The following is a 25400-nucleotide window of genomic DNA, read 5'->3' on the forward strand; positions in this document are numbered from 1 at the left end:
CTTAGCGCCCTCTTCTCGCCAGTAGCGGGAAAATCAACCCCAATCCTACCAGCACAAACGGCGTCACGATATTCAGCGTGAGCTGGAATGTCCACTCAGGGGTAAAGGCTTCCATTTTCGGGAAGATCCCGGTCAGACAAGCAAATGCGGTAAAAGCGAAGCACCAGATCCCCACCGTCATCGCCAGCGATCGATTCCGGATAAAGACATATTCCGGCTTATACTTCTGCGCCAGGCGAATAACAGCAATAAACGCCACAAACACCCATAGATAACGCAATGGCATCACGACTGAATTGAGATTTAGCAACCACTTGTAGAGATTGTTCATGTCGCCAATCCCCAGGGTTGGCAACATAATCAAAATCGCTACCAGCACCAGCGTCAGAATATAACCATTGACCGGTGTCCCCGAGGCATTGGTTTTACACAGGCTTTCCGGAATATATTTACGATCCGCATCGCCCAAGAGAACTTTAAGCGGTGCATCAATAGAAAATACTAATGCCGCGATCTGTCCTAATGTGTTGGCAATAGCGTAAATAACCATCAGCGAGTTACCCATACCATAATACTCGCCCAATTTCTGGAAGGCGTAATATTGACCATTGGTCATGAGATCATCAGGAATATGCCGGGAGTCAAACATCATCCCCATGGCCAGCGACCCGAGGATCGCACACACTGCCACCATCACAGCCAGGACGAGCATCCCTTTCGGAAATTCTTTGCCCGGATTACGTGTCTGATTAACGTAAGGTGATATTTTCTCGGCGCCGCCAACGGCAAAGACCAGCATTGAGATCGTGGTAATATAGGTAAAATCGATATGCGGGATGAACGATTCCCATGTGATATTGGTTGTTGCTATCTGCACATCGGTGATCGCCGGAGCAGTTACCGCCATCACGACATACAGAATAGACATCACGAACATCGCGATGCCCGCCACTGAGCCCACAATTTTCAGTGATTTCATACCACGGGACGCAACCCACATGAAAAAGACAAATAGCGCCAGCGTCAGTCCTTGCAGGGCCACAACGGTATACTCTTTTATCAGTGACCCATCGCCTTTTAGCGCCCATCCCAGCGCAATCAGAATGGCCTGCGGCTTTTGCGCCAGATAAGGAATATGCACGACCCAATAGGTCCATGCAGCAAGATAGGCAAGACCTGGCCCCATCGTGTGCTTAATCCAGGTACTGACCCCGCCTTTCCCATCTTTAAAAGTAGAACCAAGTTGTCCAACAATCAGCGCATAGGGAATAAAATAGAGCGCAAAAATAAATATCCATGAGGAGACAACAACCAGTCCCTGATTAGCATAGTTGTTAACAACGTTGCCAAAACCCCAAACGGTGATAAACGACATCAATGCGATGTTGTACCATCGCAATTGTTTTTCCTGCACACCAGCCATACGCGATCCTTCGTAGAAGCTTTTTGAGTATTAATATATAAGGCGTGGGATTATGCGCGTTAAAATGAACGAGCGGAAACGGCGGGATGTAAAACTATAACCTTCTGCACACTTTATTTTCAGGACAGATGCGTGCGATTAAATAATACCAGGTCCACATAAAGCATACATAAACAATATGTATGGGAACCTGGTCGGTTTGTGTTAAATCAGATCAAACATGCGCAATAGAATTGGGCGTATGGCCCGTTTTACGTAACAGCATCAGTAAATAAATAAACGATACGCTGGCGATCATGATAAACAGCAAGCTATCTGAATAATTTTGCATCAGCATCGCGGTAAATGAAGGACCAAGCAGGCTGCCCACGGTATAGCTTAATAACAATGCCTGATTCATGGCGACCAGCTGATGATGTTCCACCTTTTCACAGGCCCAGGCCATCGCCACCGGATAGAGGGTAAAACCTGCCGCACCCAACATAAACAATGCGGGCGCCATCGCCGCCTGATTTAGCATGGCGATACTGCCAACGATGACCACGAAAACCTGGACGCGTAAAACCAACAGGCGTCCCAGCTTATCCGCCAGGCGGCCAATCGGCCACTGTCCCAGAATTCCGGCACTAACCAGAACAGCCATCCAGAAGCCAATACTGGCGTTGCTCACTCCCTGATGGTTGAGATACAGCGGCATCAGGCCATACAAAGACCCCAGCACAATCCCGGAAATGATACAGCCATTCACGCCCAGGCGCGCCTGTCGCAGTTTCAGCATGGAGACAATAGGTGTGGACTGCTGCTCATCACCCTGCTGATTGGCAATGCGAGTAAAGAGCAGTGGCAAAACACCAGCCAGGATAGTCCCTGTCACCCACGGCAGGACGTTCATCAATTCCGTGGATACTTTACTCACCAGCAGCTGGCCTAAAAACGTCCCCACATAATAGATCATCATATAGGCGGCAAGTAAACGTCCGCGATTACGCGAAGTCCCGCTGCACATCAGCGCGCTTTCCACCACCACCCAAATCATGGCGCAGCCAACACCGGCGATAAAGCGCCAGGTCATCCAGCTCCAGAATCCCACCATAATCCCCAACCCGACACAACCCGCAGCAAAAATAAACGAGGCGATGTAATAGCTGCGATTAAAGCCAAGGTGTTTGATTAAATACCCGGTCAACAACGTCCCTACCAGATTACCGGTAAAGTAAGACGAGCTCACCACGCCTACCTGCCAGGTGGGCAGGTTTTCATGGGCGAGCCAAAGCGGGACGAGCGTGTTTAACACGGCGATCGCCAGGGTCAACAGAAGCAGCCCGCACAGCAGCAGCATGACGGGACGAGTATAGGTGGACATGAATAAAAACCGTGAGGAAGTTCAAATTTCATGCGCATCATGCCACTGCCAAAAACATTGTCAATCGGCGTAATCAGAGGGCTGTGGCGCTTTCTGGCCGATCGATTTGCATTACTGATTCTTAATGTGAATAGATAAAAAGCTCAAAAACACATCTGCTTGTTTTTATTGATCTAAAACAAAAATATCGCGTTCCGTTCAGTCGAAAAATTTCATGGACTCCCCGTGCTTTTATTTCTTACTAAACTCTATGCGGGATGCAAACCTGCATTGTCCTCAAAATAGAACTGTGAGTTCCTTTTTACCTATCTAATCCAAATTTCGCTCTCTCTGTAGACTTAAACTCATCAAATTTTCCCCACTGATGCTGAACAGGAGAAATATCATGACTAAACCTTACGTGAGACTTGATAAAGATAATGCGGCAGTACTGCTGGTCGACCATCAGGCTGGCCTGCTCTCTCTGGTTCGGGATATCGATCCCGATAAATTTAAAAATAACGTGCTTGCCCTCGGTGACTTAGCAAAATACTTCAAACTCCCGACCATTCTGACAACCAGTTTTGAGACCGGACCCAATGGGCCGCTGGTGCCGGAGCTAAAAGCGCAATTTCCCGACGCGCCCTATATTGCTCGCCCCGGAAACATTAACGCGTGGGATAATGAAGATTTCGTGAAAGCGGTGAAAGCGACCGGCAAAAAGCAGCTGATTATCGCCGGCGTCGTGACGGAAGTTTGCGTTGCCTTCCCTGCGCTCTCGGCTATTGAAGAAGGTTTTGACGTCTTTGTTGTCACCGATGCCTCAGGCACATTTAATGAAATTACCCGCCATTCAGCATGGGATCGGATGTCGCAGGCCGGTGCTCAACTGATGACGTGGTTTGGCGTCGCATGCGAGCTGCACCGCGACTGGCGCAACGATATCGAGGGGCTGGCAACGTTGTTCTCTAACCACATCCCCGATTATCGCAATCTGATGACCAGCTACGACACGTTAACGAAACAGAAGTAAAAAACCGGGGCTAAGCCCCGGTTTATCATTTAGCTCGCTACCGCCATACCAACGGTCATATGCAGGCCGTAGAACACGCCACGACCTATTAACTCTCCAACAAGCAACAGAATAAATGCGACGGAAAGCAACGGAACTGCAGGCTGGTAACCCTTCACTTGCGGTACAATCCAGCAGCACAGCGCTAATGCCAGCGCCACAATCCGCCACGCCATGAGCGATCCGTAATCCGGAACCAGCGCAGACGCCTGCTGAATCGAACTGTGGATCGTCGCCAGTTCAGCCCCCTGCATTACTGACATGATGGCGCTCACCACCAGAGCAAGCACTGAGATAGCCGGCAGCAAGCGCATCGCCCAACCGTCAACACCGGCAATTCTCAGTAACAGATACCCCAGCAGCGGACCGCCCATAAACATCGTCAGGAAGAAGCCCAACGGTGTCCAGACGCTGTACCAGGTCGGTACAGTATCGATAGTGTTATACACACGTACCATCATCCAGACAAAAATCACGCCCAGTACCATGGTGACAACTAACCACAGATTGCGTAACGCGGGCGACATTTTTTTCAACGTGGCCAGCAGCCAGCCGATACCACCAACGGCAAAGAAGATGGAGCCGCTGGCAATTTCGTTACTCAACGCCGAAGACCCTACACGATTGAGTGAGTTAAAGGCGCGCATCGGCGAGCCCAGATGAAGCATAGAAGCAATAAAGCCAATACCCATCAATACCCACAGTCCAAACATGCAGGCGATCACGCGCTGCTGCGTTTCAGGACGTAAGTCCCCTTTCATCAGCGCCAGCGCCAGAACAATAAAGCCACCAACCACACACTGTCCGAAGACCGTGAAGATCATCAGCGGCCATTCATGCCATCCACTTCCCATCTTACACCTCCTTCGGATTAGCCAGATAACCTGTGGTATCCCCGGTCGGGCGGCTATTGGCGTTAGGTTTGATGACAATACTTGGTTTGGTAAAGTGCGCACCCGGCAGTGGCGCAACCGCAGCCAGGGAACCATGCTTTTTGCGCAGCTCTTCAATCGGGCCAAAATCCAGCGCACGCAACGGGCAGGATTCGACACAGATAGGTTTCTTGCCTTCAGCGACACGCTCATGGCAGCCGTCACATTTTGTCATATGCCCTTTTTCAGCATTGTACTGCGGCGCACCGTAAGGACAGGCCATGTGGCAATACCGACAGCCAATGCACACGTCTTCATCGACAACGACAAAACCATCTTCACGTTTGTGCATCGCGCCGCTCGGACATACCTTGGTACAGGCCGGATCCTCACAGTGGTTACAGGCAATGGAGAGGTAATAGGCAAAGACATTCTGATGCCAGACGCCGTTGTCCTCCTGCCAGTCACCGCCTGCATACTCATAAATGCGGCGGAAGCTGACCTCCGGGGTTAAATTTTTGAAATCTTTGCAGGCCAGTTCGCAGGTTTTGCAACCGGTGCAACGGCTGGAATCAATAAAAAATCCATACTGGGTTGTCATCGGTTACTCCTTACGCCTTTTCAACCTGAACAAGGTTCGTGTGTGACGGGTTCCCCTTCGCGAGAGGAGACGGACGCTGAGTTGTCAGGACGTTAATGCAACCGCCCTGATCCACGCGTTTTGCATCCGGGTCATACCAGGCGCCTTCGCCTAATGCCACCACACCAGGCATCATACGCGGCGTCACTTTCGCCTCGATATGCACTTCACCACGATCGTTAAAGATACGCACCTTGTCGCCGTTGTTAATGCCGCGTCGCTGCGCATCCATAGGGTTGATCCACATTTCCTGACGGCAGGATGCTTTTAGAACATCCACGTTGCCATAGGTCGAATGGACACGAGACTTGTAATGGAAGCCGGTCAGTTGCAGAGGGAATTTCTCCACCAACGGATCGTTCAGGCTTTCAAATCCAGGGGTATAAATCGGCAACGGATCGATCACATCACCTTCCGGCAGTTCCCAGGTTGCCGCAATTTCGGCAAGCTGTTGCGAATAAATTTCGATCTTACCTGACGGGGTGGTCAACGGATTAGCGTTAGGATCTTCACGGAACGCTTTGTACGCGACGTGATGCCCTTGTGGGTCGCGCTGTTTAAAGATCCCTTGCTTACGGAATTCTTCAAACGTTGGCAGTTCAGGAATCGCTTTGCGTGACTGCTCGTAGAGATGACGCATCCACTCTTCCTGAGTTCGGCCTTCTGTAAACTGCTGCTCAACGCCAAGGCGTTTCGCCAGTTCGCTGGTCATCTGGTAGATAGTCTTACATTCGAAGCGTGGTTTGATTGCCTGGTCGGTGAAAATCACATAGGACATATTCCCGCATGAGGCATCCAGCGCGAAGTCCATCTGTTCGGAGGCAGTGCAATCCGGTAGCAAAATATCCGCATATTTAGCCGAGGAAGTCATATGACAGTCGATGACGACGATCATCTCGCACTTCTTCTCATCCTGCAGGATTTCATGCGTACGGTTGATGTCAGAGTGCTGGTTAATTAAACAGTTACCAGCATAGTTCCAGATCATCTTAATGGGAACATCAAGCTTGTCTTTGCCGCGCACACCGTCACGCAGGGCCGTCATCTCCGGGCCTCGCTCAATCGCGTCCGTCCACATAAACATCGAGATGCTGGTTTCTACAGGGTTTTCCAACGTAGGCATACGCTCAAACGGCAAACTGTATGAGCCTTCACGTGCCCCGCTATTGCCGCCGTTGATGCCAACGTTACCGGTCAGGATAGCCAGCATAGAAATAGCGCGAGTCGCTATTTCACCATTGGCGTGACGCTGCGGCCCCCACCCCTGACTAATGTATGCCGGTTTTGCGCTACCAATTTCACGAGCCAGTTTGACAATACGTTCAGCGGGAATGCCAGTAATCTGCGCCGCCCACTCAGGCGTCTTGGCAATACCATCTTTGCCCTGCCCAAGAATATATGCCTTATAGTGACCGTTCTTAGGCGCGTCGGCCGGTAAGGTTTTCTCGTCGTAACCCACGCAGTATTTGTCGAGGAACGGTTGATCAACCATGTTTTCGGTGATCAGGACATACGCCAGACCATTAACCAGCGCCGCATCGGTGCCTGGACGGATCGGGATCCATTCATCTTCTCGACCCGCGCCGGTATCCGTGTAGCGGGGATCGATAATAATCATACGAGCATTGGATTTCTGTCGCGCCTGTTCAAGGTAATAGGTTACCCCGCCCCCGCTCATACGCGTTTCACCAGGGTTATTACCAAACAGGACCACCAGCTTGCTGTTTTCAATGTCGGACGGGCTGTTGCCGTCTGCCCAACCGCCATAGGTATAGTTCAACCCGGCAGCGATCTGCGCAGAAGAGTAATCCCCGTAGTGGTTCAGGTAACCGCCGCAGCAGTTCATCAACCGTGCCACCAGCGTTTTGCCCGGCGGCCAGGAGCGCGTCATGGTGCCCCCCAGCGTACCGGTACCGTAGTTCAGATAGATAGACTCGTTGCCGTAGTCTTTAATAAGACGCTGCATATTACTGGCAATGATTTCGTAGGCTTCATCCCAGCTGATACGCTCAAACTTACCTTCACCGCGCTTACCGACGCGTTTCATCGGATATTTCAGACGATCAGGATTATAGACGCGACGACGCATGGAGCGCCCACGCAGACAGGCGCGTACCTGGTGCAGACCATCATAGTTGTCATCACCGGTGTTGTCGGTTTCGACATACTTTATTTCACCGTCTACCACATGCATACGCAGCGGGCAGCGGCTACCACAGTTCACCGTACACGCGCTCCAGATCACTTTCTCATTAATCTGTTTTGGATTAAGGGCCTCTGCGGCATTTGCAATACGGGTAAATGGCAGGGTAAACGCGCTACTGGCCACCGCCAGCCCGCCTATCGCCGTCGTTTTCACCAGACCGCGGCGACTAACCTCAGCTGCCAGTACGGCATCGGGGATCTTAGTTTTCATAGTGGCTCACTCTGCTGCTCACAATAAACAAAAGGCAAATATTCGTTGTATAGATTTTTATATAACGTTACTATCGATATACAGACAGGTAGGTAATGAATTTGCAGAAAGGCAGTGATAAATACCAACCTTCGTTCGAAGGCAGTATTACTCCTGAATGAGTAGGTGTTATTGTCCAGCGTCAAACAGGTGTAAAAAAAGCGCCCTGAGGCGCTTTTTTAGCAGAGAAAAGTAGCTTAACCGATGAATTCCAGGCCATTCATGTACGGACGCAATACTTCCGGAACCTGAATGCGGCCATCAGCCTGCTGATAGTTTTCCATTACCGCAACCAGCGTACGTCCTACCGCCAGACCAGAACCATTCAGCGTATGCACTAAACGGGTCTTTTTGTCGGATTTGCTGCGACAACGCGCCTGCATGCGACGAGCCTGGAAATCCCACACGTTGGAGCAAGAAGAGATTTCGCGATAGGTATTCTGTGCCGGGATCCATACTTCCAGATCGTAGGTTTTGCATGCGCCGAAGCCCATGTCGCCAGTGCACAGGATGATCTTGCGATACGGCAGACCCAGCAGTTGCAGGACCTTCTCAGCATGACCGGTCATCTCTTCCAGCGCATCCATCGAATCTTCTGGACGAACAATCTGCACCATCTCAACTTTATCGAACTGGTGCATACGGATCAGACCACGAGTGTCACGGCCGTAAGAACCTGCTTCAGAACGGAAGCACGGCGTATGCGCAGTCATTTTGATCGGCAGCGCATCTTCGTCGATGATTTCGTCACGTACCAGGTTTGTCAGCGGCACTTCTGCCGTTGGGATCAGCGCATAGTTGCTGCTGTCAGCTTCTTCATCCAACGGACGCGTGTGGAACAAGTCGCCAGCAAATTTCGGCAGTTGGCCTGTGCCGTTCAGGGTGTCATGGTTAACCAGATACGGGACATAGTTTTCGCTGTAACCATGCTGCTCAGTGTGCAGATCAAGCATGAACTGGGACAGCGCACGGTGCATACGCGCAATCTGGCCTTTCATAACAACGAAACGAGAGCCGGTCAGCTTAACCGCCGCAGCGAAATCAAGACCCGTGTGCATTTCACCCAGGGTAACGTGATCGCGCACCTCGAAATCGAACTCGCGCGGTGTACCCCAGCGGCTGACTTCGACGTTATCATTTTCATCTTTACCCACCGGAACTTCGTCTGCTGGCAGGTTAGGAATAGTCAGCGCAATATCGCGGATCTCAGCCTGTAAGGTATCAAGTTCAGCTTTCGCGGCATCCAGCTCTTCGCCCAGTTTGTTCACTTCCAGACGTAAAGACTCGATATCTTCCCCGCGCGCTTTTGCCTGGCCGATGGATTTCGATCGAGAGTTACGCTCTGCCTGCAGGTTTTCAGTTTGTACCTGCAGAACTTTACGACGCTCTTCAAGAGCGCGCAGCTTATCTACATCCAGCTTAAAGCCCCGGCTTGCCAGTTTTTCTGCGACTGCGTCTGGCTCATTACGCAGCAGATTGGGATCGAGCATGCTTATCCTGTGCTTATCGAATTAAAATAGGAGAAAGTGACCACAGCCTGCGGTCACAGGGATACAGAGACAACATTACCGCAACGATAACACTAACGGTAGCGTTTTATAGGGCTATTTTGATCCTGTCCGGCGAGCCAGGCGAGCTTTTCGCCAATCTTGCCTTCAAGACCTCTGTTTGTGGGATGATAATAGCGCGTTTGTGCCAATTCCTGAGGGAAGTACTCTTCTCCGGCCGCATATGCATTTGGCTCATCATGGGCGTAACGATATTCCTGACCGTAGCCCATCTCTTTCATCAGCTTAGTCGGCGCATTACGCAGGTGGACCGGCACGTCGTAATCCGGACGTTCACGGGCATCAGCAAGTGCGGCTTTAAAGGCGGTGTAAACTGCATTACTCTTCGGCGCACAGGCCAGATAAACAATCGCCTGAGCAATCGCGCGTTCGCCTTCAGCTGGCCCCACGCGAGTAAAGCAATCCCATGCAGAAATCGCCACTTGCATAGCGCGAGGATCGGCATTACCAACATCTTCAGAGGCAATCGCCAGACAGCGGCGGGCAACGTACAGCGGATCACCACCAGCGGTGATAATACGTGCATACCAATAAAGCGCCGCATCCGGTGCACTCCCGCGTACCGACTTGTGTAATGCGGAGATGAGATCGTAAAAACGATCGCCTTTATTATCGAAACGCGCGCTGCGTTCACCGGCAATTTCAGTGAGCAATTCTGCTTTCAATATGCGCTTGCCGGAATCATCAACTTCGGCCATATCGGCCATCATTTCCAGCGTATTCAGCGCCCGGCGCGCGTCACCATTAACCAGTTCGGCAATCGCCCGACGCGTCTCAGGCGGGAGTACGATATCCTGTCCGCCGTAGCCCCGCGCTTTGTCTGACATCGCCTGGTCCAGTACCAGTTCAATATCGTCGGTGGTTAACGATTTCAGTAAGTAAACGCGTGCACGTGATAGCAGCGCTGAGTTCAGCTCAAACGAGGGGTTTTCTGTTGTCGCGCCAATAAACGTGATGGTTCCGTCTTCAATATGCGGTAAAAATGCATCCTGTTGGCTTTTATTAAAACGGTGAACTTCGTCCACAAACAGGATCGTACGCCGACCAGCGTTACGGTTCTGCCGCGCACGCTCAATCGCTTCACGAATTTCTTTCACACCAGACGTAACCGCCGAAATGCGTTCAACATCAGCGTTGGCGTAACGGGCAATAACTTCGGCAAGGGTGGTTTTGCCCGTTCCCGGTGGTCCCCATAAAATCATGGAGTGCAGATGCCCTGCCTCGATAGCGCGTGGCAAAGGCTTACCCGCAGCCAGCAGATGCTGCTGTCCGATATACTGCGCTAAATTTTCTGGCCGCATGCGCGCGGCCAGTGGCTGAAAAGTATTATCAGAAAAGTCGAGCGACAGATTGCTCACTCACACGCCTCTACTTACGTTGATCGTCAACCGTTACACCTTGCGGCGGGGTAAAGGTGAATTTGGAAGGTTCGATCGCACCATTCTGCTGAGATTTCAGCTGATAACTGCTGCGCTGATCGTCTTGTTCAACGGCGCTAAACTGGTGGATCGTCCCGTCACGCCCAACATTGATCGTAAACTGCTTCAGGTTACCGCTACTGGTTTTAGGCGTCAGTACGAAATCATCACCGTTTTGCTTAATGTTGTACTGCTGCCAGTCGCTGGCCTGGTTACGTGCAATCAGCATGAACGGCGTATTGCCAGTGGCGTCTTTCAGCCAGGTCGCGGTCGCCTGTTCAACAAACGGGTTAAAGAACCACAGCGTTTTCCCATCGGAAACCAGGATACTCTCGTCAGGCTGCGTCATATGCCAGTTAAACAGATTAGGACGTTTAACCCATAAATCACCCTGACCTTCTTGCACTGCTGCGCCGCTACCGTCCGTGACCTTCTGAGTAAAGCTGGCATGGAAGCTACTGACTTTATCCAGGCGGCTTTTCAGGTCGCTGGCAGCGTCAGCCCAGACGCTGCTCACCACAAAGCTAGACAGTAATGCACAGGTGATTGCGATTCTTTTCATCGTTATTCCTCAAAATACGTCACTCCCAACGGGGAGATCCCTCTGCTATCCATTTCAGGCCAAAAATCAGCATGAGGAAAGTAGAAAATACTGAATTACTTAACTTTGCAATCATTCGAAGGGCGGCGGAGCCAGCACTTCACGATTACCATTATGTCCTTGTTCGCTGACAATTCCCTGCGCTTCCATTTGTTCGATGATGCGCGCAGCTCGGTTGTAACCGATGCGGAACTGACGCTGGACGCCGGAGATTGAGGCTTTGCGTTTCTGGGTCACAAAGTTTACCGCCTGATCGAACAGCGGATCCAACTCTTCGCCACCATCAAAGCCGCCACCGCCGCCTTCGCTTTCGCTGTCAGAGGTAATGCCGTCAACGTATTGCGGACGACCGCGCGCCTTCCAGTCCTGAACCACCGCGTGAACTTCTTCATCACGAACAAAGGCGCCGTGAACACGCACAGGGATCGTCGAGTTTGGTGCGGAATAAAGCATGTCCCCCATACCTAACAGCGATTCCGCTCCGCCCTGGTCAAGAATGGTACGCGAGTCAATTTTACTGGAGACGGTAAAGGCGATACGCGTTGGAATATTCGCTTTAATCAGACCGGTGATAACGTCGACCGACGGTCGCTGGGTCGCCAGTACCAGATGTATCCCTGCCGCACGCGCTTTTTGTGCCAGGCGAGCAATCAGTTCTTCCACCTTTTTACCTACGGTCATCATCAGGTCGGCGAATTCATCTACCAACACAACGATATACGGCAGTTTTTCCAGCACTGGATGCTGAACATCCATGCTGTCGCCCGGCTTCCAGTATGGGTCCGGAATCGGACGACCCATGCGGGCTGCTTCGGCTATTTTCTCGTTATAACCAGCAAGGTTACGCACCCCAAGCGCCGACATCAGCTTGTAGCGACGTTCCATTTCATTGACGCTCCAGCGCAAGGCGTTAGCAGCATCTTTCATGTCGGTCACAACTTCAGTCAGCAGATGCGGAATGCCTTCATAAACTGACAGTTCCAGCATTTTCGGGTCAATCATGATAAAGCGAACGTCTTCCGGCTGCGCCTTGTACAGCATGCTGAGGATCATGGCGTTCACCCCAACAGACTTACCGGAACCGGTTGTCCCTGCCACCAGCAGGTGCGGCATTTTCGCCAGATCGGCCACCACCGGTTCGCCCGCAATATCTTTACCCAACACCACGGTCAGCGGAGATGAGTTATCACGGAATTTGGTGTTATCCAACACTTCGCGCAGATAAACGGTTTGACGTTTTTTGTTCGGTAACTCCAGTCCGACATACGGTTTGCCCGGAATAACCTCGACAACACGTACCGCTGCGGTAGACAACGAACGCGCCAGATCGCGCGACAGGTTGGAAATACGTGCCGCTTTAACCCCAGGAGCAAGATTAAGCTCAAAGCGGGTTATCACCGGGCCTGGGGAATAGTTCACCACATCGGCTTTAATGCGGAAATCCGCCAGACGCGCTTCCACCAGACGTGCCATTTGCTCCAGCGCGAATGTATCAATTGGCTCAACTTCGCTCGGCGGCGGTGTGAGCAGATCTAACGATGGCAGCGGCGTGTTTGGACGGTGCGCCGGACGGCTATCGCCATTGCGCATCAGGAGCGGATGGATCAGGCTATCCTGCGGCGGCGGTGTAACAGGTTGCGCTGGCTGCTGATAATGCTGCTGCGGTGCGACAGGCTGCGCTGGCTGCTGATAATGCTGCTGCGGTGCAACAGGCTGCGCTGGCTGCTGATAATGCTGCTGCGGTGCAACAGGCTGCGCTGGATGCTGATAATGCTGCTGCGGTGCGACAGGCTGCGCTGGCTGCTGATAATGCTGCTGCGGTGCAACAGGTTCCTGGTACTGTGGCACAGGCTCCGGCATCACGCCAGGCGTAAACAGCGGCTCATGCGGCCCCTCTTCCACCAGCGTTTTCATTGGCGAAAATTCAAAGTCATCGAGAGAAAACGGATTCGCTCCGGCTGGCTGCTCACCAGAATAACGTTGCTGCTGGGAAGAGGCAAACTGGCGAGCCAGTTCCGCTTCTGCAGCTGAATCTTCGTCATCAGTTTGATGGGTATCATCCTGATATTCTTCGCCATAGCGGTGCTGCTGCGACTGGGCAAACTGACGTGCCAGCTCATCTTGCTGCATGGCATCAATTTCATCGTCACTGTACGCATCTGTATCAAGCTGCTCTTCGCGGGCTTTCTCTTCAGCCATACGCTGTGACGGCAGTTTGATGCCATACGACGCCAATTCCCGACGAGTAGGCACGCGCACACGATTCGGACGCGGTAACTGCGGACCAATACCCTCTTTCACCTGTGGACGCGGCGCACCGCCACCCGCAAGGCTAAAGACAGGCGCTGCGGCAGCGGCCCCCGCCCCCAAAGCGGCGCTTTTTACGCCTGCGGCCAGCGGCGCAACGGCAGCAACAGACTCAACGGGCGGAATGGATGTAGCCGTCGGCATAGATGGCATAGACGGCTTAACACGTTCAGGCTCCTGAACCGGCTCTGGTATCGGTTGATACCAGGCAGCCAGTTGCTCACGCTCACGCGCACGTTTCTCTTCAACTTCTTCAAAATAGTAAAGCGGCGGACGAGTCGGTTTAACCTCTTCAACCACTGGCTCAGGTTCCATCACCGTCGGTTGTTCAACCACAGGCTGCTGGAACGGAGCGCTCTGTTGAAAAGTTGATTCCTGATGATAAACAGGTTGCTGCACTGGCTCCGGCTGATAAGCAGGCTGCTGGAATGCGGCGTTCTGTTGTAAAGTTGACTCCTGTTGATTGACAGGTTGCTGCAGTGGTTCCGGTTGGTAAACAGGTTCCGGCTGCCAGTTTTGCTCCGCGGTAAATGCCTGCGCTTGCGGCGCGAGGGGCTGCGCATATGTGGGTTCCGCGGTCTGTGGCGCATAATATTGTGGCTGAGGACTCTGCTCCACTACCGGCTGCTGCCAGGGTTCATACTGTTGCTGTACCGGTGGCTGCGCGTACTGGGTTGGCTGCGGATAACCTTCAGGTGCTGGCGCAATCACCGCATCCCCGGTTTGCGCGCCTGGCGCGGATTGCCAGGCTACAGCTGGGGCCGCTTGTTCCATAACGGGGTTGGTCACTGGCGACGTTTGCAGCAGCGGATCAACCGGCGCGCTCCAGGCCTGCGCAGCCGTTGTTGCTGCAGCTGCGGCGGCCACAGGCTCTGTTACCGAATGACCATTCAGCAGCGGGTCCAGTTCGTCATATTCAGGCAACGTCGCGCGATTGCCGGAAAACAGCACATCGTTAGGATCGGCCACAACACCGCGGGCGCTGTATTCAATTTCGTCTTCATCATCCATGCGTTTGCCGGAGAACAGCGCGGCATCAGTATGACGGCCCAGTGGGTTGGTAAACTTCTCTGCCAGACGCTTACGGCGCGCTAACGCACCACGAAGAATACGAGCCCGGCGCGATTCATGAGGTTTACCATCAGCGGCGTCGATAGATTCGTCTTCATCTTCATATTCTTCGTCATCGACCCAGGTATCGTCACGGCGGGTACGGTTGCTGGCAAACGTCAGGATATTGAGTAACCAACCGCCCAGTTTTTCCGCAATGCTAACCCACGACCAACCGGTAAATAGCGTTAATCCAGCAGCCCAAATGCACAATAACGTCAACGTACCGCCGCTGCTGTGCAGTAATGGTTGCAGGGTAGTACTGAGCAAGCTGCCAATCACGCCGCCAGAGGCGAAATACCAGATGTCATCGGCATTGATTGCGGCAAGTCCGCAGGATGTGAGAATCAGCGCCAAAACGCCAATAATGCGCAGCGAAACGGCAAAATAATCGACGTATTCGTCGCTGGCCTGGTGTCGCCATGCAAACCAACAGCCGCCAACAATGATGACGGGAATGGTGTAGGCCATGATGCCAAAAATAAAGAACAGCGTGTCTGCCAGCCATGCGCCGGGTATTCCGCCCAGATTATGAATTGGTTCATGCCACGCCGTTTGCGACCAACTGGGATCCGAAGGATTAAAGCTGAGTAAGGCTGCCATCAACCAGACGGCAAAAAGGGCAATAAGGATCAGTAGCGCTTCCAGAAGTCGGCGCCCGCTGCTTAACTTCGTCAATGTGACGTCTTTGTCTTCAGTGTATTCCTGGCTCAAAAACGGCTCTCCAGGTTTTAGGCTTTTCCTGCCCGATGCTAAAACGGACAACAGCACCGGGTTACCCCGGCACTGTTGCTGTATGGATTAACAGGAGTGTAATCAAACTACGTCGATTTTGCACCTGTTCCGTGTTAGCGCGTCTTAATTACCAGACGATTGCTCTGTTTGACTTCTTCCATTACTACATAAGTACGTGTGTCATTCACGCCAGGCAGACGCAGCAGGGTTTCCCCCAACAGCTTACGGTATGCCGACATATCCGGTACGCGTGTTTTCAGCAAATAGTCGAAATCACCGGAAACCAAATGACACTCTTGAATTTCTTCAAGTTTTTGTACTGCAGAGTTAAATTGTTCAAACACATCCGGGGCGCCACGATTCAGAGTAATCTCAACAAAAACCAGAAGTGATGCATCCAGATAATGCGGGTTTAACAGCGCTGTATAGCCCTGAATAAAACCCTGTCTTTCCAACCGACGCACACGCTCAAGGCAGGGCGTTGGTGAAAGTCCCACACGTTTAGAAAGCTCGACGTTAGAAATACGCCCATCCTTTTGCAGCTCATTAAGAATGTTACGATCAATACGGTCGAGATCTTTGCCAGGGCGCTTCTTACTATCTACCATTATTATTGTCTCTCTGTATTCCTTCCCTACTCCTGCCTGACTCTACTAACATCACTGTTCAGAGTCGCTACCCATCAAAATTAACCGCAACCCAGAGGGATTTTCGGTTCGCAATGCCTGGGTTTATGGTGAGAAGACCGTTGCCTGTCGGCGGCTATCGACATCACGAATGGCATCTGTCCACACCATGCGTAGATTTCGCTAACACGGTAAACATGGTATCTACATGCATGATTATGCAGCACATACATGACACAGTTTTTTTCTTCCTTGAATGTTTTCGCAAAACAGCAGGTGATTGTCAAAGCAAAACATCGATTTTTAGTACAACATGCCAGTTATTCATTCGCAGTGATGGAAAATCGTCATTTTATCACCTTATAACTGACCGATTTTAAGTAGAAATCGTTATAGTATTACGGATAATTACCCCCGCTCATCGGTTTCTGCTATTACACATATTGTTAACAAAATCGCCATACTCTTTTTTTACGTCTGTAAATTCCCTACAATCCTGCTCATTGCCTGCCAACAACTATGGGGATCTCATGGGCGCAACCAAACACAGTAAACTTCTTATTCTGGGCTCAGGCCCTGCGGGATATACCGCTGCGGTCTACGCTGCACGCGCTAACCTGCAACCGGTCCTGATTACCGGTATGGAAAAAGGTGGTCAGTTGACCACAACAACAGAAGTGGAAAACTGGCCTGGCGATCCGCACGATCTTACTGGCCCACTGCTGATGGAGCGTATGCACGAACATGCAACCAAATTTGACACTGAAATCATTTTTGATCACATCAGCAAAGTTGATCTGCAAAACCGTCCTTTCCGTCTGACCGGCGACAGTGGTGAATACACCTGTGACGCACTGATCATCGCCACCGGCGCTTCAGCACGTTACCTGGGTCTGCCTTCAGAGGAAGCATTTAAAGGCCGTGGCGTTTCCGCCTGCGCGACCTGCGACGGTTTCTTCTATCGTAACCAAAAAGTTGCGGTGATCGGCGGCGGCAACACTGCTGTTGAAGAAGCGCTGTATCTGGCGAATATCGCATCTGAAGTGCATTTGATTCACCGTCGCGACAGCTTCCGCGCGGAGAAAATTCTCATCAAACGTTTGATGGATAAAGTTGAGAACGGCAACATCGTGCTGCACACCCACCGTACGCTGGAAGAAGTGACCGGCGATCAAATGGGCGTAACCGGACTCCGCCTGCGCGATACGCAAAACACTGACAACGTGGAATCACTGGACGTTGCCGGGCTGTTTGTCGCTATCGGCCACAGCCCGAATACCGCTATTTTCGACGGTCAGCTTGAACTGGAAAACGGCTACATCAAAGTTCAGTCCGGTATTCACGGCAATGCCACCCAAACCAGCATTCCGGGTGTTTTCGCAGCTGGTGATGTGATGGACCATATTTATCGCCAGGCGATTACCTCTGCGGGCACGGGCTGTATGGCCGCACTTGATGCAGAACGTTATCTCGACGGACTTGCGGACGCTAACAAATAAGTTTTACAAATCAGTAACAAAAGTAAAAAAGGCGACTATAAGTCGCCTTTATTTTTGCCTCGTTGTAACATTGCCCTGCCCAAAAATTCCAATAACTCACCTGCTAAGCGTGCAATGAATAAAACCCGTCAAAAAGAGCTGACCCGCTGGTTAAAACAGCAAAGTGTAATTTCCCAACGATGGCTGAACATTTCGCGCCTGTTGGGGTTCGTGAGCGGACTGTTAATCGTCGCTCAGGCCTGGCTCATGGCCCGAATTCTGGACCATATGATCATGGCCAATATTCCCCGAGAAGCGCTTCTGCTTCCTTTCATCGTACTGGTATTGATTTTCATCCTGCGGGCATGGGTCGTCTGGTTACGCGAACGGGTCGGGTTTCACGCAGGGCAGCATATTCGCTTTGAAATTCGCCGCCAGGTGCTTGACCGTCTACAACAGGCAGGTCCGGCCTGGATAAAAGGCAAACCGGCCGGGAGTTGGGCCACGTTGATCCTGGAGCAGATTGACGATATGCATGATTACTATGCGCGTTATCTGCCGCAAATGGCGCTGGCCGTGTGCGTCCCCTTATTAATTGTGGCGGCGGTATTCCCCTCAAACTGGGTGGCCGCTCTTATTCTGCTTGGAACTGCCCCGTTGATCCCATTGTTCATGGCAATGGTCGGTATGGGCGCAGCCGATGCTAACCGCCGCAATTTTCAGGCTCTTGCCCGCCTCAGCGGTCATTTCCTCGATCGCTTGCGGGGCATGGAGACGCTAAGAATATTTGGTCGCGGTGAAGCCGAAACGGAAAGCATCCGTGCTGCGTCGCAAGATTTCCGCCAACGCACCATGGAAGTGCTGCGCCTGGCGTTCCTGTCATCCGGTGTCCTTGAATTCTTTACCTCGCTTTCTATTGCGCTTGTCGCGGTTTACTTTGGTTTTTCCTACCTTGGAGAACTTGATTTCGGCCACTACGGGACGGGCGTCACGCTGGCGGCAGGCTTCCTCGCGCTCATTCTGGCTCCGGAGTTTTTCCAGCCCTTGCGCGATCTGGGCACGTTTTATCACGCTAAAGCGCAAGCGGTGGGGGCTGCGGACAGCCTGAAAACCTTTATGGAAACCCCGTTGGCTCATCCTGAACGTGGCGATATTGAGCTGGCGACAAAAGACGCCGTGTCAATTGAAGCACGAGATCTGGTCATCACCTCGCCGGAAGGCAAAGTGCTGGCCGGTCCGCTCAATTTTGCGTTGGCGGCTGGTCAACGCGCGGTGCTGGTTGGACGCAGCGGCTCCGGCAAAAGTTCTCTGCTCAATGTCCTGTCCGGTTTCCTCTCTTATCAAGGTTCGCTGCGAATTAACGGCTTTGAACTGCGCGACCTGTCGCCTGACTCCTGGCGCAAACAACTGTCATGGGTCGGGCAAAACCCTCAGCTTCCTGCCTCCACGTTACGTGAAAACGTGCTACTGGCTCGCCCAGATGCCAGCGAAGAACAGCTGCAAGCTGCACTCGACAGCGCCTGGGTCAGCGAGTTTTTACCGCTGCTGCCGCAGGGTGTGGATACGCCAGTGGGCGATCAGGCGGCTCGACTTTCCGTTGGACAAGCACAGCGCGTTGCCGTGGCTCGCGCCTTACTCAATCCGTGTCAGTTACTGCTGCTGGACGAACCCGCCGCCAGCCTTGATGCACACAGCGAACAACGCGTGATGCAAGCGTTGAACGCGGCATCGCGCCGCCAGACCACGCTGATGGTGACGCATCAGTTGGAAGATCTTGCCGACTGGAACGTTATCTGGGTGATGCAGGATGGGCAGATCGTTGAACAAGGTACCTGGACCGAACTGGGCGCAGCCAACGGGGCGTTTGCGACATTACTGGCTCATCGTCAGGAGGACATCTGAATGCGCGCTTTGCTACCTTATCTGACGCTGTATAAACGTCACAAATGGATGTTAACGTTAGGGATCGTTCTGGCCATCGTCACGCTGCTGGCAAGCATTGGCTTGCTGACGCTTTCAGGTTGGTTCCTGTCCGCTTCGGCAGTGGTTGGCGTCACCGGGATTTACAGCTTTAACTATATGCTCCCTGCCGCAGGCGTACGCGGTGCGGCGATCACCCGTACCGCGGGTCGTTATTTCGAGCGTCTGGTCAGCCACGATGCGACATTCCGCGTGTTGCAACATTTGCGTATTTATACCTTCAGCAAACTACTGCCGCTCTCCCCTGCTGGCCTGTCCCGTTATGGACAGGGTGAATTGCTCAACCGCGTGGTGGCTGACGTCGACACGCTCGATCATCTGTACTTACGCGTGATCTCCCCACTGGTGGGCGCTTTTGTCGTCATCATGGTGGTTACGCTGGGGTTAAGCGTTCTCGATTTCACGCTGGCTGTCACCCTCGGTGGCATTATGCTGCTGACCTTATTTATCCTGCCACCGCTCTTTTATCAGGCAGGCAAAAGCACCGGACAAAGTCTGACGCATCTGCGTGGGCAATATCGTCAGCAGTTAACATACTGGCTACAGGGCCAGGCTGAATTGACCATTTTTGGTGCCAGTGAACGTTATCGCGCGCAAATGGAAGCGACTGAGTTGCAGTGGCATGAAGCCCAGCGACGTCAGTCTGAATTAACGGCATTATCACAAGCGGTGATGCTGTTAGTCGGTGCGCTGGCGGTGATTATGATGCTATGGATGGCCTCCGGTGGCGTGGGCGGCAATACCCAACCCGGCGCGCTGATCGCACTCTTTGTCTTCTGTGCGCTTGCTGCGTTCGAAGCGTTAGCACCAGTAACCGGCGCGTTTCAGCATCTCGGCCAAGTTATTGCCTCTGCGCTGCGCATCACCGAACTGACTGAACAGCAGCCGGAAGTCGCCTTCCCGGATACCGGCTCGACGATTTCCGGGCAGGTGACTCTTACGCTACGCGACGTATCATTCAGCTACCCGGGACAGGCGCAAAAAGCGCTCGATACCCTTTCCCTGCAGGCCACGCCCGGTGAACACATTGCGATTCTCGGTCGTACCGGCTGTGGTAAATCAACGCTGCTACAATTGCTGACCCGCGCATGGGATCCGCAGTGCGGCGAAATCCTGATTAATGAACAGCCGATTGCAGCCCTCACTGAAACCGCGCTGCGCCAGAGCATCAGCGTCGTGCCACAGCGCGTACACCTGTTCAGCGCGACGCTTCGCGACAATCTGCTGCTGGCAGCACCACACGCCAGCGACGACGCATTGTCCGCAGTATTGCGCCGCGTCGGGCTGGAGAAACTGCTTGAAGGTGATGGCCTTAACGCCTGGCTGGGCGAAGGCGGTCGTCAACTTTCAGGCGGCGAGCTCCGTCGTCTGGCTATCGCCCGCGCCTTATTGCACGATGCTCCGCTGATGCTGCTGGATGAACCCACCGAAGGGCTTGATGCCACCACAGAGAGCCAAATGCTTGAATTAATTAGCGATGTGATGCGCGATAAAACCGTCCTGATGGTTACACACCGACTGCGCGGGCTGTCGCGTTTTGATCAAATAATAGTAATGGACAACGGACAAATTATTGAGCAAGGTAATCACGCAGATCTGTTAGCCAGGCAGGGGCGTTATTACCAGTTTAAGCAACGTCTGTAAGCTATTATTGAACGATCAAACTCGCGTAGTGGAGTTTCGCTGTCATGCGCCTGGTGCAACTGTCCCGACATTCTATAGCCTTCCCGTCACCGGAAGGCGCTTTACGCGAGCCTAATGGCTTGTTGGCGCTTGGCGGTGACCTTTGCCCTGCCCGTCTGCTGATGGCCTACCAGCGCGGTATTTTCCCGTGGTTTTCGCCTGGCGACCCTATCCTTTGGTGGTCGCCCGATCCGCGCGCTGTTCTTTGGCCCGACAAATTTCACCTCAGCCGCAGCATGAAGCGCTTTCATAAAAATTCGCCTTATCGCGTGACGCTCAATTACGCGTTTGGGCAGGTGATTGAAGGCTGTGCGAATGACCGGGAAGAAGGTACCTGGATTACGCATGATGTGGTGGACGCATACCACCGCCTGCACGAACTGGGGCATGCGCACTCAATCGAAGTGTGGCGACAAAATGAATTAGTGGGCGGTATGTATGGCGTGGCACAAGGTACGTTGTTTTGTGGCGAATCGATGTTCAGCCGTCAGGAAAATGCGTCCAAAACAGCACTGCTCGTTTTTTGCGCTGAATTTGTAAATCAGGGCGGAAAATTAATCGACTGCCAGGTATTAAATAGCCACACAGCCTCGCTGGGCGCCGTCGAAACGCCGCGTCGGGAGTACCTTGAACACCTGAGCAGACTGCGCCAGCAGCGGCTACCGAGCCATTTCTGGGTTCCCAGGACGTTATTTTCGCCTCAGAAGTGAATGTTTTCGGCACATTTTTTGTCGGGGTGTTATAATTGTCGCGCAGAGTTGGTTTAGCCCATTACCCCGCCGCCGTTAAGGAACAGTTCGCGTCAGGCCACGCCTATCGTTTATCTCCTCGTTCCCTTACACGTTGCGCTTTAAGTGCGGCTTTGCCGTGTGTGGTTAGAGTAATGCGCCAAACCCGATTTGCTGTGTTTTAAACGCACAAATCTTTACTTATTAAAAGAACTTCGGCATTATCTTGCCGGTTCAAATTACGGTAGTGATACCCCAGAGGATTAGATGGCCAAAGAAGACAATATTGAAATGCAGGGTACCGTTCTCGATACGTTACCTAATACCATGTTCCGCGTAGAGTTAGAAAACGGTCACGTGGTTACTGCACACATCTCCGGTAAAATGCGTAAAAACTATATCCGCATCCTGACGGGCGACAAAGTGACTGTTGAGCTGACCCCGTACGACCTGAGCAAAGGCCGCATTGTCTTCCGTAGTCGCTGATTGTTTTTAACGCCTGAACGGCGTCCAGATAATAAAAGGTCGGTTTAACCGGCCTTTTTTGTGGGCTGAGGCCAGGTATTTAATCCTCAATCATCCGCGCATATTCTTCCGTTAAGAAATCGACTAATGCGCGCACTGACGGCAATAATCCCCTGCGTGATGGAAAGACTGCGTGAATAATTTCTCGCTTCGGTTCCCAGCCGTCGAGTAATGCCACCAGCTCGCCTGCAGCTAATTGATCTTTTACCATCAACTGAGGAAGTTGCACAACCCCTACACCGGCAACAGCAGCTTCACGTAGCGCAAGCATATCGGTGGTGATCATTCGTGGCGCGAAGTGTACCTCCGCACGTGCTTCCTGCGGGCCAAATAACTCCCAACGATGCACATGTTTACCGGAGGCCAGGCTCAGACCCGGCCAGCGAGTCAATTCAGCCGGAGAATGTAGCGCTCCCATTTTCTCGATTAGCTGCGGACTGGCATACAAACGATGCCCCCTGTCCGCCAGAACTCGCATCACCAGATCGCTATCTTCAAATGGTCGAGGCCTGACGCGAATCGCCACGTCCAGACCTTCTCCAACCACATCAACACGGCGGTTCGTGGCCTCCAGTTGCACTGATACGTCAGGATAACGCGCCATAAAGCGGGCAAGCATTGGTCCGATATGCACATGCAGCAACGTAACCGGGCACGTCAGCTTCACAATCCCACGAGGTTCAACCTGCAGCACGGCAATGGCATCCTGTGCCGCCTGCGCTTCCACCAGCATCGCCTTACAATGTTCGTAAAAGGTTTGCCCAACTTCAGTCACGTTAAACTGCCGGGTGGTTCGCTGAATCAGTCGTACCCCCAACCGCTCTTCCAGTTGCGCTATCCGTCGGCTCAGTTTTGATTTCGGTTCATCAAGCGCCCGACCCGCCGCCGCGAATCCCCCTTCCTCTACAACATGTACAAACCATGCAAAATCATTGAGATCCGGCTTTGTCATCTTATTGTCCTATTTATGAGACAGTGAGGACTATTTTAGCGACTACTCAGCTCGCTGTCATGAATATAAGCTTATTAACATCAAGACAACGCCACCGAGGAGACACATATGAAACAAGTCACAGGCGTCTACACCGCACCTCGCCCGCACTGGGTGGGCGATGGATTTCCGGTTCGCTCGATGTTCTCTTACCAGTCTCATGCAGAACAGTTAAGTCCGTTCCTGCTGCTGGATTACGCCGGTCCACATACATTCGCGCCAGGTAATGAAAAACGCGGCGTAGGCGAGCACCCTCACCGTGGTTTTGAGACGGTGACCATCGTTTACAGCGGCGAAGTTGAACACCGTGATTCAACCGGTCGCGGCGGCATTATCGGCCCCGGCGACGTGCAGTGGATGACCGCGGGTGCAGGGATATTGCACGAAGAGTTCCACTCACCTGAATTTACCCGCCAGGGTGGCGAACTGGAAATGGTGCAGCTGTGGGTCAATCTTCCGGCAAAAGACAAAATGGCCGTGCCCGGCTATCAGGGCATCAGTAGCGATGTTATTCCCACAGTCGCCCTGCCAGATGACGCAGGCAGCGTGCGCGTGATTGCAGGTAACTATCAAGAGACAAAAGGCCCGGCACATACCTTTTCACCACTGAATGTATGGGATATGCGCCTGCAACGTAATCATCAACTTACGTTTTCCCAACCGGAAGGATGGAGTACCGCTCTGGTGGTACTGAAAGGGAATATCACTGTGAACGGCACCACGCCTGCCGGCGAAGCGCAACTGGTGGTGTTCAGCCAGCAGGGGAAAACGCTACACATTGAAGCCACCAGCGATGCCTGCGTGCTGCTGCTGTCTGGCGAACCGTTGAACGAGCCGATTGTGGGTTACGGTCCATTTGTAATGAACACGAAGCAAGAAATCGCCGAAGCCGTACGCGATTTTAACTCAGGCCGCTTTGGCCAAATCTGAATCGAAGGAGAAGAATATGTCCAGTCCTGCAAACTTTAATGGCTCACGTCCGGTCATCGATGTGAATGATTCCGTCATGCTGCTTATTGATCATCAAAGCGGGCTGTTCCAGACCGTCGGCGATATGCCCATGCCAGAACTGCGTGCGCGTGCCGCCGCGCTGGCTAAAATGGCAACGCTGGCGAAGATGCCGGTGATTACCACGGCATCTGTACCACAGGGGCCTAACGGTCCGTTGATCCCAGAGATCCACGCCAATGCGCCACATGCCCAATACGTAGCGCGTAAAGGTGAAATCAACGCCTGGGATAACGAAGACTTCGTGAAAGCCGTCAAAGCAACGGGTCGTAAGACGCTGATCATCGCCGGTACGATCACCAGCGTGTGCATGGCTTTCCCGGCCATCAGCGCGGTTGTGGAAGGCTACAAAGTTTTCGCAGTGATCGACGCTTCCGGTACTTACAGCAAAATGGCGCAGGAAATCACCCTGGCTCGTGTTGTTCAGACTGGCGTCGTCCCGATGGATACCGCCGCCGTCGCGTCTGAAATTCAGGGGACATGGAACCGTGAAGACGCCGCTGAATGGGCGGAAGTGTATACCAAGATCTTCCCGGCTTATCAGTTGCTGATAGAGAGTTACAGCAAAGCCCAGGAAGTTGTGACTAACGGCGAAAAACTGGACTCTAAGCGCTAATCTTATCCTCCGCGCCTGCCCGGGCGGAGGAATATGTACATTGCGTAACCAAACGAGAGTGAGCACGTAAATTCTGCTTGACCGTTTTAGCGCAACTCCCTATAGTAGCGCCCCGTTGCCCCCCAAGCTGTCAGGCAGCAATACAATATGGTGAGGTGTCCGAGTGGCTGAAGGAGCACGCCTGGAAAGTGTGTATACGGCAACGTATCCGGGGTTCGAATC

At 52.6% G+C, this 25400-nt stretch carries 19 protein-coding genes; 8 read left to right on the forward strand and 11 right to left on the reverse strand.

Annotation, left to right across the window (positions count from 1 at the left end):
* Window position 1: 1 nt before the first annotated feature.
* Both OGY15_RS13820 and OGY15_RS13825 read right to left on the reverse strand, forming a co-directional pair.
* Window positions 2-1423 carry an amino acid permease gene (locus OGY15_RS13820; RefSeq protein WP_151217918.1) on the reverse strand — a complete coding sequence of 474 codons (1422 nt, stop codon included), beginning with the start codon at window positions 1421-1423 and terminating at the stop codon, window positions 2-4.
* 214 nt (window positions 1424-1637) lie between these two features.
* Window positions 1638-2786: an MFS transporter gene (locus OGY15_RS13825; RefSeq protein WP_151217917.1), complete on the reverse strand. Its 1149-nt coding sequence runs from the start codon at window positions 2784-2786 to the stop codon at window positions 1638-1640.
* A gap of 385 nt (window positions 2787-3171) precedes the next feature.
* On the opposite strand from OGY15_RS13825, the gene ycaC reads away from it, so the two are divergent.
* Window positions 3172-3798, forward strand: a complete 627-nt coding sequence (gene ycaC / locus OGY15_RS13830; RefSeq protein WP_016152433.1) for an isochorismate family cysteine hydrolase YcaC — start codon at window positions 3172-3174, stop codon at window positions 3796-3798.
* A 29-nt stretch (window positions 3799-3827) separates the two neighbouring features.
* On the opposite strand, the gene OGY15_RS13835 is transcribed toward ycaC, so the two are convergent.
* From OGY15_RS13835 to lrp, 8 genes are all read right to left on the reverse strand, one after another.
* Window positions 3828-4691 carry a dimethyl sulfoxide reductase anchor subunit family protein gene (locus OGY15_RS13835; protein ID WP_187252723.1) on the reverse strand — a complete coding sequence of 288 codons (864 nt, stop codon included), beginning with the start codon at window positions 4689-4691 and terminating at the stop codon, window positions 3828-3830.
* 1 nt (window position 4692) lies between these two features.
* The gene (locus OGY15_RS13840) at window positions 4693-5310 is read right to left on the reverse strand and encodes a DMSO/selenate family reductase complex B subunit (protein ID WP_151217916.1); all 618 of its coding nucleotides are present in this window, start codon (window positions 5308-5310) and stop codon (window positions 4693-4695) included.
* Window positions 5311-5320: 10 nt separating this feature from the next.
* Window positions 5321-7765, reverse strand: coding sequence for a dimethylsulfoxide reductase subunit A (gene dmsA, locus OGY15_RS13845; RefSeq protein WP_187259767.1), 2445 nt, complete (start codon window positions 7763-7765; stop codon window positions 5321-5323).
* A 236-nt stretch (window positions 7766-8001) separates the two neighbouring features.
* Window positions 8002-9294: a serine--tRNA ligase gene (gene serS / locus OGY15_RS13850; protein WP_286539650.1), complete on the reverse strand. Its 1293-nt coding sequence runs from the start codon at window positions 9292-9294 to the stop codon at window positions 8002-8004.
* Between the two features lie 92 nt (window positions 9295-9386).
* A complete protein-coding gene (rarA, locus tag OGY15_RS13855; protein ID WP_187252725.1) occupies window positions 9387-10730 on the reverse strand; it encodes a replication-associated recombination protein RarA in 1344 nt (447 codons plus the stop codon).
* 10 nt (window positions 10731-10740) lie between these two features.
* Entirely contained in the window at window positions 10741-11352 is a 612-nt protein-coding gene (lolA, locus tag OGY15_RS13860) for an outer membrane lipoprotein periplasmic chaperone LolA (protein ID WP_003831898.1), read from the reverse strand.
* A gap of 111 nt (window positions 11353-11463) precedes the next feature.
* Complete coding sequence (ftsK, locus tag OGY15_RS13865) at window positions 11464-15522, reverse strand: DNA translocase FtsK (RefSeq protein WP_210904889.1); 4059 nt, start codon at window positions 15520-15522, stop codon at window positions 11464-11466.
* A gap of 134 nt (window positions 15523-15656) precedes the next feature.
* Window positions 15657-16151: a leucine-responsive transcriptional regulator Lrp gene (gene lrp / locus OGY15_RS13870; protein ID WP_002439523.1), complete on the reverse strand. Its 495-nt coding sequence runs from the start codon at window positions 16149-16151 to the stop codon at window positions 15657-15659.
* Between the two features lie 548 nt (window positions 16152-16699).
* Between lrp and trxB the strand changes: the two genes are divergently transcribed.
* From trxB to infA, 5 genes are all read left to right on the forward strand, one after another.
* Window positions 16700-17668 (forward strand): thioredoxin-disulfide reductase, encoded by a 969-nt coding sequence (gene trxB, locus OGY15_RS13875; RefSeq protein WP_151218818.1) that lies wholly within the window; start codon window positions 16700-16702, stop codon window positions 17666-17668.
* Window positions 17669-17782: 114 nt separating this feature from the next.
* Entirely contained in the window at window positions 17783-19549 is a 1767-nt protein-coding gene (gene cydD / locus OGY15_RS13880; RefSeq protein ID WP_151225122.1) for a heme ABC transporter permease/ATP-binding protein CydD, read from the forward strand.
* A complete protein-coding gene (gene cydC / locus OGY15_RS13885) occupies window positions 19550-21271 on the forward strand; it encodes a heme ABC transporter ATP-binding protein/permease CydC (RefSeq protein WP_286539657.1) in 1722 nt (573 codons plus the stop codon). It abuts the gene before it with no gap.
* 44 nt (window positions 21272-21315) lie between these two features.
* Window positions 21316-22020 (forward strand): leucyl/phenylalanyl-tRNA--protein transferase, encoded by a 705-nt coding sequence (gene aat / locus OGY15_RS13890; RefSeq protein WP_151218815.1) that lies wholly within the window; start codon window positions 21316-21318, stop codon window positions 22018-22020.
* A 285-nt stretch (window positions 22021-22305) separates the two neighbouring features.
* Window positions 22306-22524, forward strand: a complete 219-nt coding sequence (infA, locus tag OGY15_RS13900) for a translation initiation factor IF-1 (RefSeq protein ID WP_002211347.1) — start codon at window positions 22306-22308, stop codon at window positions 22522-22524.
* Window positions 22525-22603: 79 nt separating this feature from the next.
* Here the strand turns inward: infA and OGY15_RS13905 are convergent, their stop codons facing one another.
* Window positions 22604-23515: a LysR family transcriptional regulator gene (locus OGY15_RS13905; protein WP_286539659.1), complete on the reverse strand. Its 912-nt coding sequence runs from the start codon at window positions 23513-23515 to the stop codon at window positions 22604-22606.
* A 108-nt stretch (window positions 23516-23623) separates the two neighbouring features.
* Here OGY15_RS13905 and OGY15_RS13910 point away from each other — a divergent pair, with 108 nt between their 5' ends.
* Both OGY15_RS13910 and OGY15_RS13915 read left to right on the forward strand, forming a co-directional pair.
* The gene (locus OGY15_RS13910; protein ID WP_151218813.1) at window positions 23624-24484 is read left to right on the forward strand and encodes a pirin family protein; all 861 of its coding nucleotides are present in this window, start codon (window positions 23624-23626) and stop codon (window positions 24482-24484) included.
* Between the two features lie 16 nt (window positions 24485-24500).
* Window positions 24501-25178, forward strand: coding sequence for an isochorismatase family protein (locus OGY15_RS13915; RefSeq protein ID WP_286539663.1), 678 nt, complete (start codon window positions 24501-24503; stop codon window positions 25176-25178).
* Window positions 25179-25400 lie beyond the last annotated feature (222 nt).

Source organism: Citrobacter sp. Cu231 (assembly GCF_030332265.1).
In the GTDB taxonomy this organism is placed as follows: domain Bacteria; phylum Pseudomonadota; class Gammaproteobacteria; order Enterobacterales; family Enterobacteriaceae; genus Citrobacter; species Citrobacter meridianamericanus.